Here is a 12,543-nt window from a genome sequence, read left to right on the forward strand (position 1 = left end):
TTTCTCAATTGTCCTTATGTGTGAAGATAAGTACCGATATCAGGTACTCATGTTATTCCCATTACTGACTTTTGAATAACCTTTTTAGCATCGATTATCTAACAAATTATAAGTTTAATAACAAATAGTTATACACAGATAGCTGGCATCAAAAATCAGACTGTTTTAATAGCGATAGGTTCACCCGCCATTTTCTTTTTCAACGTCCGTTTAGTTCGGTCAATAACTTCACCGGCCAATTGTCCACATGCCGCATCAATATCATCACCGCGAGTTTTACGAACGATGGTCGTAAACCCATATTCCATCAATACTTTAGAGAAACGATCTACTCGGCTATTTGAGCTACGGCCATACGGTGCTCCTGGGAACGGGTTCCATGGAATCAAGTTAATCTTGCATGGAGTGTCTTTCAGGCATTCAGCCAGTTGATGAGCTTGCTCGGTGCTGTCATTGATGTGATCCAGCATAACGTATTCAACCGTAACCCGCCCACCATTGGCATTAGATTTCGCTAAATAGCGACGAACCGCCGCGAGGAAGGTTTCAATATTGTATTTCCGGTTAATTGGCACAATTTCATCACGGATATCATCCGTAGGTGCATGCAGTGAAATGGCCAGAGCAACATCAATCATATCGCCCAATTTATCCAGAGCCGGGACCACACCTGAGGTGGACAATGTCACGCGGCGTTTGGATAAACCAAAACCAAAGTCGTCCATCATGATATCCATCGCAGGGACCACGTTATTCAGGTTCAGCAACGGCTCACCCATGCCCATCATCACCACATTGGTAATGGGGCGCGTACCGGTTGATTTTAATGAACCGATAATCTTCGCGGCGCGCCATACTTGACCGATAATTTCAGAAACACGCAGGTTGCGGTTGAAACCTTGCTGGGCCGTGGAACAGAATTTACATTCCAATGCACAACCTACCTGAGAAGATACACACAATGTGGCACGGTCGCCTTCAGGGATATACACCGTTTCGACTTGCTGATCGCCAACTTTAATGGCCCATTTAATGGTGCCATCGGTTGAGCGCTGTTCTTCTGCGACTTCGGGTGCACGGATTTCAGCAACACGCTGTAACTTGGCACGTAACCCTTTATTGATATCGGTCATTTGCTCGAAATCATCAAAGCAATAGTGATACATCCACTTCATGACCTGATCTGCACGGAAAGGCTTTTCGCCCATCTCGGCAAAAAATTCGCGCATTTGCTGACGATTTAAGTCCAGCAGATTGATTTTGCTGGTGACGGGGGCGGCGGTGTTAACCGCATTGTCAGACTGAGGGGCAGCATCAATCGGCATTGATGCAGTTAATAATTGTTCGGACATGAGTTGTCGTGGCCTCGTTGTTACACTTTACGGCGCTGCGCTTTAAACCGGGTACGGCTTTCGAAACGGCGATGAATAAATAATAGAACGCCCCGGGAGAGATGTCTCCACCGGGGCGCGGCATTGTACGAATTTTAAAGCATGTATTCCATGATTGGAAAGGCGCCCAGTCAACTTTATTGTTTCAGTTGATTAAATCGCAGCCATTCCCATCTAGAATCAATTAATTAGCTGCGTGGAAAAATTTCATCTGCGGCGAAGAAATAAGCAATTTCACGCTGAGCGGATTCGACAGCATCAGAACCGTGTACCGCATTAGCGGTGAAGCTATCAGCAAAATCAGCACGTAAAGTCCCTGCCAGAGCATTATCTGGGTTAGTAGCCCCCATGATATCGCGATGGCGTTGAACCGCATTTTCACCTTCCAGAACTTGAACCATAATGGGGCCAGAAGTCATAAACTCAACCAGGCCATCGAAGAATGGGCGGCCTTTATGTTCAGCGTAAAAACCTTCAGCTTGTTCTTTGCTCAGGTGCAGCATTTTGGCAGCAATAATTTTGAAGCCAGCACTTTCAAAACGCGCATAAATAGCACCAATTTTATTATTGGCAACGGCGTTTGGTTTGATAATGGAGAAAGTACGTTCTAAAGCCATGATAACCTCTATTGGATTTCTAATATTGACCGGACTTGGAACCCACCCCGATAAGTATCATAAATGAGGACTTACGTTTGGCTGGCGGACGGTTCCTTTATTACAAAATCATGCCGACCTGTACAGTGGCCGCCGATTATATGTGTGTGTTTGGCGCTTGCATACGGGAATTACAACATTTTATTAAAAAACATTTATCTTAATTGCTTATTTTTATGCACAAATCACATTTCACATAAAAATCAGATGGCTGCACCGAAAAAAACAACAAATTAAAGAGATATCAGCTCAAAGCTCGCCAATAAACCTGAAACCCACTTTCTTTTTCACTATCGCTGATGGCTTGCTAATGACATCTGATACCAAAGAGCGTTTGCCTTTTTTACTCAGATAATCAGCCAAAGCCCTGATTGCTGCTGTTCCCGCCCCTCTTATCGTCCCCTCAGCATTTGGGTGTAGCACGTAATCAGGATGAGTTAATGAGCCGGCAATGCCCGAATTTGATTCACTGATATCCATGGCCATGGTGATACTGATTATTCTTCCCGCCAAACGGACAACAACAAATATATAGTTATCGTGACAGCTTCTTAGCCAACTTTGAGCAACATCACTCACCAGACGAGCAGCTTCAATCGCGGTATCATTGGTCGCCAACCAAGGTTGAACAGTATCACCACCAGCCGAGTGTGCATTCTCAATTGCAGCATCATCAATCGCGATAACATCAGCGATAACGTCTTGATTATCACTATGTCGCCCCGATGTAGACGCCACTGATGCTGTTAATGGCCGTACTTTCGTCTGATAGTATATTTGTCGCCATTCATTAATCACTGGCATCACATTTTGTCTGGCTGCCAACGTATCATTGACTAACCCGCTAATGACTTCTGTTTCAAAATGCAACAGAGGATCATCTACCCACTCCCCTGCACGGCGTATCCGCGGTACCGTTTCAATAAATTGGAAATTTTGCAGTGCCAACTCATAACGTCCTAAGGGCAGGCCCTGAGCAGTCACTGGCGGATGTACTTCAACTTCTGGATCATGGTGCTGTAAATAATCAGCATAACTCAGTTGCGAAAAATTAAAGGCCGTTTTTATGCCAATCAAATCACTATCATGTGCAGCCAAATGCGTCTGAACATTTTCAATTAAGCGTCTTTCCACTTCGTTATTTGGCAATGCATGGCCTATATCTCCCTCTTTCATAATACGCTCAATAACACGACCAAAATTTGCAGCATTCCAAGAGGCAAGACTACTACCAAATAACAAGGTGAAATCACTCAGAATATTTAGCGTCCATTCAACACAGGCGGGGCTTAAATCACGACGATAGCGTAAATTAGGCAGTAACTCCTCTTTCATAGAGATATTACAGGACAATGCTGTTGCTGGCACGATTAAAGCAGCCCCCATCATATCTGTATTAATATGCGTTAATGTGGCTTCAACTTTAGAAGAGAATTCTGCAGATGGCCCTTCAAAATCATTGGGATCGTTAGCATTTATTTTGGGATAGGGTTTTGCTGTACCAGCAATTTGTAATATTTTATTCTCATTGCCCGCAAAGAAATCATGTACATTCTGGATAAATTTATCTACCTGATTACATCGCCCCTGAACAATGTAGTTATAAATGCTTATAATAGGCACTAGCCAGCAAGACGTTATTCCAGCAATACTCCGCTCCGTTCTAGTGAAGTTCTTCATTATATTAAGAACAATTTTATTAATGATAAGTGGTTTTATTTTATTAATATTATTGACTCTAAAAATAAAATCCACAGAACCAAGACTAAATAAAGACCCAACCAGAGGTGAAATAGATACCACTTTAGTCCCTATGGATTCAACGAACTGTACTTCATAATAATCCCCGTTAAATCGTAACAAGAATGATAATGTATCTGTTTTTTCATCTAATTCAAAAACAAAACTATTTTCTGGATGGTATTTATGAAGAAATAATATTAATCTTCCGGCAACTTTAATGATTCTTTCCTCAAAAATTTCAATAGAATAATCATCTTCGCCACTAAAACTAAAACTAATCAAGGCATCTTTATATTTAATTCTATCATCTAACCAATAGGTTCCAAAAGCCCGCCCAAGTGGAATAGAGACTACTCCCTTGACAACACAGTATTGATCGCAAACAAAGTACTCCTGCTGAGAAACCTTGATACTGGTGATACCAGCACTCATGTTTATTTCGTCTAAATCATCAAATAAAACATCCTTCATTAAAACAAAATACTGCCCGCGGTAACCATCGTCTTTATAGATAGTGACTTGAGTATCCTGTGGTAATTTTATCGAATGAACGCGGTCATTAAATGGATTTACAACATGACGCTCCTGATCATTGGTATACAGATCGATAGTTTCATTACCAGATAAACAAAATGAATTACCAGCAAACTTGTCTAGTTCATAAAAACACGCTGCACTTCTGACTTTAAAAGAACTAATTTCGTCATCTAAGTTTACCCATCGCACTAAGGATAATGAATCAACATTATCTTTAAAAGTAATTGTTTGACCTGAGAAATTATCATCTTTGAATACTGAAACAACCATACCCTTGGGTATTTTAATAGATGAAATGTTATCATTCCATTTCGTGGGAAGAACATCTATAGCATTACCTTCTGTGGTACAAAGTGACTCTCCTTGATAGTCTTCATCAAGGTAAAAACAGACTTTGGGTTCATTGGCATATACGTCAGAGCTTAATATAGAAAAAAACAACATCAACAAGAATAAATATTCATGCTTTATCATGCCCCCTCCATATTTTATGTTATTTCTCAATAAAATTAATAATGTAGAAATGTATAAAATACACCTTACCGTAAATACAGGTTAATTATTAATATATTTTTTATTATGAAAATATTATATTAAGAAGAAATATAATGAATGAAAGGTTACTTGTAATTAGTTTATGTAAATCCGCTGTTAGTCCAACCGAAATACCAAATTACTGACTTGCCCACTTTCATCTAATACATTGAGCTGATAGCTACCGGGTAGAGATAATGTTTGAACCCATGATTGGTTATTTTCAGTGGTAGCAACTTGCTCTCCATTAAGGAACCACCAATGTTGCCCACGGCCACCTTGTACTTCCAATCGAAGGTCAAGGCGATGCTGACCCGGCAACCGTTTCACTACTGCACCATCACGTATACCCAAAATCAGTAGCGGGGCCACATTGATATCACCTTGTGGTGGGCATTCAAGACTAGCCGCAGGTAGTCGCTGGCGGCGGCGTTCAGTTAGAGGTAGCCACGGCTCAAGTGGCAGTGGCCACAGGGTTAATAATACCGCCGTAGCGCCTTGGCAATCAGCGGCAACTCGCTGCCCCTGTGAATTTAGCCAAATACTAAGCTGACTACCCTGCATATTTTCCTGCCCTAGAGCCGTGAGTGTTGGCGGGAGCGTGCCATCAAGCACCCAGCTTTGCCGCCGTTGTCGGCAGTTACTGTCTCCGGCGGCCAAGGGCTGCCCCCCCGGCCAACAAATCTCATCTCGGCTGACGGACTCGGGCCGAGGATCGACAGGTAAGCGACGGCCATTTTGCTGTAAGCGCGTCATCAATACGTTATTGACCTGATTGAGAATGGGTATCGCGGTGGCGTAGCCAAATTGACCTGCAACCGGTGTGCCATCAGGCCGCCCGACCCAAACTCCAATGGTATAACGAGCATTAATACCTATCGCCCATGCATCACGATAGCCATAGCTGGTACCGGTTTTCCATGCCAACGGCACTGTTGCAGGCAAAATATCATCCGGCAACGGTCGCGCCTCCCCCGCCATAATGCGCCGAGTAATCCATGCCGCTCCTGGTGAGAATAACCGGCGTTCCTGTACCTGTTGTTGCGGCTCAAAACGTAATGTGGCAGCCATGCCACCGCGTGCAAAAGCACTATAAGCCGCAACCAGCTGATCCAACCGTGAACCTGTCCCGCCAAGGATCACCGCCAAACTCGGCTCACTGTGTGCGGGAAAGCGTAAGTTCAGGCCACCATTGCGCAAATTAGCTGTGAAGCGCTTCGGGCCATAAGCTTCCAGCAATTGCACTGCGGGGAGATTCAATGAGCGCACTAATGCCTCACTGGCACTGACAGGACCATGAAATCCGGTATCAAAATTGCCGGGACGATAATCACCAAAACGGCGCGGGACATCTTGTAATAGTGATTCTGCATGAATCAAGCCGTCATCCAATGCCATAGCGTATAAAAATGGCTTCAGTGTTGATCCTGGTGAACGCCAAGCGCTGACCATATCAACATGCCCGAAGCGGCTGTTGTCCTGAAAATCAACGGAGCCGAGGTAAGCACTCACATTCATGGTGGTATGGTCCACCACCAACAACCCTAGCGACGTTTTTTCGGGTAGCTGATGACGCCACCCTGCCGCCATATCTTCTAATTGCCGCTGCAACCCGGCATCCAGTGTCGTCTGAATCACTTCTCGCTGATTGCCACTGGTTAAACGTCGGGCCAGTAACGGGGCTAATTGCGGTACCTGCCGTGGAGCCAGCCAGATATCTTCTTGTTTAATATCAGCCACCTGCTCAGTTGACCACACCTGATAATCGGCCAACCGACTTAAGACTTTATCGCGCGCGGCTTTAGCTCGCAGTGGATAGCGATCGGGCCGCAGCCGGCTTGGGGCTTGTGGCAACGCCGCCAATAATGCCGCTTCTGCCGGTGTTAATTGTGAGGGGGGTTTGCCCAGATAGGTCCAACTGGCGGCTGCAATCCCTTGTAGCGTGCCGCCAAAAGGGGCGCGGTTTAGATAAATTTCAAGAATTTGGTCTTTGGAGAAATGCCATTCCAACTGAGCGGTACGCCAAACCTGACGTAACTTACCAGTTAACGTGCGAGGATGCGGGTCGATCAGGCGGGCAACTTGCATCGATAATGTACTACCGCCAGACAGAATTTTTCCTGCACGCAGATCCTGCCAAGCAGCGCGAACAAGTGCTAACGGATTCACACCAGGATGCCGGTAAAACCAGCGGTCTTCAAAGGTCAGAAGTGCTTGCAGGTAATAAGGGGAAACATCTTGCAGGGTGACAGGATAGCGCCACACACCATCAGCATCGGCAAAACGCCATAATGGCGTGCCATCCTCCGCCACGACAACGCGTGCAACCTGAGCCTCGGTCAATGGCAGCGGCCAACGTTTATCCGCCAGCCACAAAACAGCTGGGGAAAGCATAGTCATTAGCGCCAAGACCCAAATTTTGCGGCGATGACGAACAAAAAATGTTTTTGGCATCAACGATAGTCACCTCCCCCTTACAGTAGCTTATCGCCAACCATAAAGGGGAGTATGTATTTACTTGGAAATTTCAAGCTGCGACACGGTATTCCCCAGCGCCCGCCAATCCGGGACATACATAGATTCAACCTGTGGCGCTGGGACTTGATAAACACCCGGCGTTACTGCACGTGCCAGATAGAGCAAAGTGGTATGACGATAAGGGTCAACATTCACCGCAGCAACGTAGCGATCATCGCGGAATTCCTGATGCTTGATATCTGACTGCTGCATATCTTGCAATAACTCCGTCACGCTGCTGGCGCTTTCCCCCAGACTGGCGCTACTGTCACCCAAATTCTGGTTTTCCAGTTCCAAACCTGCTGGCAGCAAATCAACCACCAGTGCATCTGGCACCCGTTTATCAGCCCAGACATCTAAGTGCACCAGAACCAGCTCCCCGCTTTTAAGGTTGGATAACTGCAGCGGTTTACCATCAAGCCCGATATAACTGCGGCTGATATGTAAGTTATTGCTAAAAGGTGTCGGTGTTTGCTGAGAATACCCCACCACATCCACTCGGCTATACAAAGTCACATCGCCTCGATTTTGTAGTTGCATCCCACCCGCCAGCTGTTGCGCTGACCAGTTTTGGTTCAAGGCGGTATTCTGAGTTAATGTCTGGCTGGCTGCGATTGGCTCCACCTGCTGAGCTATTGCCACCTGCCACGGTGTTTCCGCACCATTCATCAGCGTACGTCCAGCCAGGAATATGGCGTTACTCTCTTGCGTGGACAGATAGTTACGGCTCACGAGCGCATTGGACAAATCCAACAACCGTGTATCGCGAGCTTGCGGCAACAGATTATTGTCCGTCAGCAAGGCCAAAATTAGCGCGTCGTCACGCAGTGAGCTGCCGTAATCTTCCAGCCAATAATCTTTATCACTACGAACGGTATTTAGCCCCTGAGTAATGGATTCTTTGGCTCGCGGCATATCTCCCATCAATTTCAATGCCACCCCTAATTGCACTAACGGCAAACCAGAGCGCGCATCATTGCTGCGAGTATACAATTGACGTAATGCGCCGAGAGAAGCTTGTTGCTGTTGTGCCAACACCAATCCTGCGTAGGCTTGCACTGCAAAGCGAGTATGCCGGCTTTGCTCGCTATAGCGAATCTCAACCTGATTAGGATCCTGCAAATAACGTTGCAGGCGATTGTTTGCAGCCGTGAGTGCCGCCACCGGCACACTGTATCCCTGCTGGCTGGCACGATAGAGGAAATCGGTGGCATAAGCTGTCAGCCAAAACTCTTCTGGGCTATCGTTACTCCACAGGCCAAAACCCCCGTTGTAGCGTTGCATACTGAGCAGATGTTCAATACCGACATCGATACTTTTACGCCGTTTTTCATCCGTGTCTGCCTTGATACCCAATGCTGTTAGCTGTGCATAATTGCTGTACAACGAAGGATATAACCCGCTCACTGTCTGCTCCAGACAACCATAAGGATAGGCATATAATTCAGTGATATAGCGGGCAAGATTGAGTGGCGGACGGCTAGTAATAAGCAACCGCCCTTGCAGTGTCTCAGGTGCCAACCCCTCAATCGCCTCGACTGGTAGACTCCAGCTATCACCACTGCGCAGTACGTTGGCGAAGTGACGCGTTTGCGCGGGATAAGCAGGCCGTACCCCTATTTTCCAATGGTGCTGGTAATCCGGCAGTTTTTCATCCGGTAAAACCATCCCCGTGATAGTCAACCCAATATCACCCTGACCAAAACCGTTCAGCGCCCGAACCGGAATCAGCACCGTCTTACGCTCACCATTGGCCAGCGAAACAGACTGGCTCTGTGCGCCGGTTAATGCCAGTAAATCACTGGCAGCCCAGTTGAGTGACAGCGTCTGTGATTGGCCGGATAAATTACTCAAATCTAGCGCCAACTGAGTGCTATCCCCCCCCGCCAAGAAGCGCGGAGTGGCCAATTGCGCAATAAGCGGAGCGGCTACCACGACTTTTGCCTCAGCTTTGCCGAAGTCTTCATCACTCCAGGCTTGTGCCATTAAGCGTAATTCACCATTAAAGTCAGGGATAGCCAGTTCAACGGTGCCTTCACCCTGTGCATTTAAAGTCACCGGTTGCGCTTGTTGTGCAACGATCATCACTTCAGTAATGGGTTTTTTACCGCCACGAGACAGCGCATCTTCGTCATCACCATCACCACCAAAACGCAAGCTTGCCAAGCGCCCCTGCCCTTCAATGAGCTGCCCATAAACATCATATTGATCCGCGCTGTAGCGTTTACGGCCAAAGAAGGCGTCGTAAGGATCTGGCGTGGCGTAATCGGTGATATTCAAGATCCCACTGTCAACTGCGGACAGCAATACCTGCACTTTTTCAGGCAATGGCGCACCGGTACGGCTGGCTTTCACTTTTACCGTTAGCGTCTGATTAGGGCGAATACGAGCAGGCGCGTCCAATTGCAACGCCAGTTTGCGCGTTTCATCAACCAGTGGCAGATGAAGTAAGCCAATCGCCCGTTTTGGGGTGGCCTGCTGCGACTTATCACCGGGGCGAATGACCGTGGCACTGAGATAGAGGTCATGGCGATTCCAATCCGCGTTAATAGGCACGTCAACCTCAGTACCGCCTACCGGGATAGTCACTTCCTGCCACCACAATGGGCCATCACTGGACTCCACCAGCAAATAGCCGTTACCCGCCGCCGGCGCTTCAATATGCAGTTTCACTTTCTCTCCCGGCCGATAAGCCGGTTTATCCAGTGTCAGCTTAACCTGATCAGGCCGAACAGCGCCGCTGCCCGCCGTATTATCCTGCCAGCTATACCCAGCCCAGAAACGGGAACTACTGACCAGTTGATTATCTGGGTTGCTCACCTCAATACGGTAAGCGCCCCACTCCACCGGGAAACTGACTTTAGCACTACCATTATCAGGAATATCCACTGACTGCTCTGCCAGCGTCAGATCCTTTTTATCAAACAGCGACTGCCAACCATCACTTTCTGACCACTGCCAGTAATAATCGCGACGCTCACGAACCAGCTTCACTTTTAGGCCATTGGCTGCCAGTTTTTCACCATCAGCATTGGCATAAACAATTTCAAAATCGGCTTGAGTATCTTGGTCGACCATAGCCTGAGATTTATAGCTGTCGCTGCGATAATCATAAACTTGTTGCTTGTTGAACAGTGGGCGGATACCGGCAAGCGCCTCAGCTGGCCACAAGGCCTGTTCAGCACGGCGAGTCACCGGTCGTCCACCTGACTCCAACAAACTGGCCTGTAAAATTAATTTCAGCGGAGATTGCGCCCCTTGCCAGCTATTATCTACAGCGATATCCGTTTCCCCGTCGCTGTCCAGCGTGGTCTCAAACTCATCTAAGGTACGTGAGAGATTTTCTTCCGTTACCGAACCAAATTCAAAACCGGGGAGTGTGGCGACCGCTTCACGCAGTGGTCGCAGGAAAAGCTGACCTTGCAAGCGGTTGCCTGAGGCTGGAGCACCATATAAGTAGCGACCCGTCACAGCAAAACTTGCTTCACTGTCAGTACCAATCGGCTCTTTACTCGTAGCAATCTCCAAAGCCATACGTTCCGGCAGGAAATCTTCTACTTTAAATTTATATAAACGCGGTTGGTTGTCGCCAAGGTCCAGACGTAGTGACCACTCACCAGTGGGGCCGTTTTCAGGAATGGCATATTGGTATTGATACAAACCGTCTTGTGGCTGCCAGACCAAGCTACGCACTACCTGATTATCCGGTTTGAGAATATCCACTTTAACGGGTTGAGTAGCGAGTATTTTTCCGTCTGCATCACGCAGTAACCCATTGACGATTAAAGTCTCGCCGGGGCGATACAAATCACGCGGGCCAAAGACAAAAAACTGCTTCTGAAAGCCCTCTGGCCCAGCGATATCAAACTCCGCCAGATCCAACGCGGGGGAATTGAGGTCAATCAGACTGGTCTGCCCGTCTTGCGAGGCCAATAATAATTTCGCTTTGGTGTTTTTTTCCAACTGTGCATGGCCCTGCCCGTCAGTCTCGGTCTGAACCAACACTTGGCCTTTCTCATCCAGCAATTGCAATGACACGCCCTTCAAGGCCGCCCCACCCACTAATGCCTGAGTGAATACATCCATCCGGTTATGGTAACTGTGCAGCGAAACACCAATATCACTCAGAGTAAATAAGGTGGCAGCATTGGTATAGCTGTAGTGCCCTGCTTGTTGCATCACTGCCAGATAAACACCGGACTCTTGCAACGGTTTGATATCGGCTAAAGGAAGCAGCAGTTTTTCGCGGGTGTTAGCGGCGGGATTAAGATCAAACCGACCGGTATAGACCAAATCTGCCATTTTCAGTAAATCGTCTGATTCCCAGTTAGACAGCGCACTGCGGTACTGCCAGTTCGCAAGGAAATTGGCCAGGCTGCCTTGTTTAATGCGGAAAAAGTTAACATCGACGCTATTCACATTGAGCGCCATCACAGGTAACCCCTGAGCCAATTTACCCGGCAACAGAGAGCCTTTGCTGGCAAAACCGACGCTCGGTTTGATATCACGGGTGGTGATTTTTTGCTGTTGTTGTTCACCTAATTGAGCACCACCAATACCCTTTAGGGTGCTATCGACCGTCAGCAGCAATTTACGCTCAGGTTTAAGGTGGCGTAAACGTAGCTCCATCATGTTGTCAGATAGCTCCCAAGCACCGTCAATTTTACCGCTCACGGTATCAACCAGATGCACTTGCGAGGCAAAGTCCTGATTAGGGGCCAATGGCTGCGAGAACGTCAGTACCATAGCACTGGCACCATCAAGCTGTAGCTCAGAGGCATCCAGTAAAGTCAAAGGCTGACCTGCATGGTGTTTTTCCAATTCAGCCAGTGTGGCCGCATCGGTTTTTTTCACCAATGGTGCGCTGGTGGTTGTTGTCACCTCAGGAGCATCTGCCGGGCTGGCAACCTCCTTATTACTGCCATCATCACAGGCCACCACCATCAGGGTAGCGGCAGCCAAAATGGCAACCCGACATCTTTTAAGCACTGACTGCAACCTACGCAAACTGAAATGATTCATATATTGCTCCCTGGAAGACTCAGTGATTATAGCATTGGCCTGAACGGGATTATAGATAAGGAAAATCTGGATTTATTTTCTAAGATGCATTCTCATTTTTATTAAAAATAAACATCATGAACACAATAAAACCTCAACGAAAT

5 protein-coding genes are annotated in these 12,543 nt (G+C 47.2%); all 5 read right to left on the reverse strand.

The window, feature by feature from the left end; translation table 11 throughout:
• Positions 1-155: 155 nt before the first annotated feature.
• The 5 genes from HUZ92_RS12695 to HUZ92_RS12715 all read right to left on the reverse strand — a co-directional run bounded on the left by HUZ92_RS12695 (position 156) and on the right by HUZ92_RS12715 (position 12,400).
• Complete coding sequence (locus tag HUZ92_RS12695) at positions 156-1,325, reverse strand: bifunctional tRNA (adenosine(37)-C2)-methyltransferase TrmG/ribosomal RNA large subunit methyltransferase RlmN (RefSeq protein WP_230678355.1); 1,170 nt, start codon at positions 1,323-1,325, stop codon at positions 156-158.
• Positions 1,326-1,579: 254 nt separating this feature from the next.
• Entirely contained in the window at positions 1,580-2,008 is a 429-nt protein-coding gene (ndk, locus tag HUZ92_RS12700) for a nucleoside-diphosphate kinase (protein WP_050101367.1), read from the reverse strand.
• Between the two features lie 288 nt (positions 2,009-2,296).
• Positions 2,297-4,801 (reverse strand): peptidase inhibitor family I36 protein, encoded by a 2,505-nt coding sequence (locus HUZ92_RS12705; RefSeq protein ID WP_072086752.1) that lies wholly within the window; start codon positions 4,799-4,801, stop codon positions 2,297-2,299.
• A gap of 177 nt (positions 4,802-4,978) precedes the next feature.
• Entirely contained in the window at positions 4,979-7,315 is a 2,337-nt protein-coding gene (gene pbpC, locus HUZ92_RS12710) for a peptidoglycan glycosyltransferase PbpC (RefSeq protein WP_050100765.1), read from the reverse strand.
• Between the two features lie 60 nt (positions 7,316-7,375).
• Positions 7,376-12,400, reverse strand: a complete 5,025-nt coding sequence (locus tag HUZ92_RS12715; protein WP_050100767.1) for an alpha-2-macroglobulin family protein — start codon at positions 12,398-12,400, stop codon at positions 7,376-7,378.
• Positions 12,401-12,543 lie beyond the last annotated feature (143 nt).

The sequence above is a fragment of the Yersinia vastinensis genome, assembly GCF_902726565.1.
GTDB lineage: Bacteria > Pseudomonadota > Gammaproteobacteria > Enterobacterales > Enterobacteriaceae > Yersinia > Yersinia vastinensis.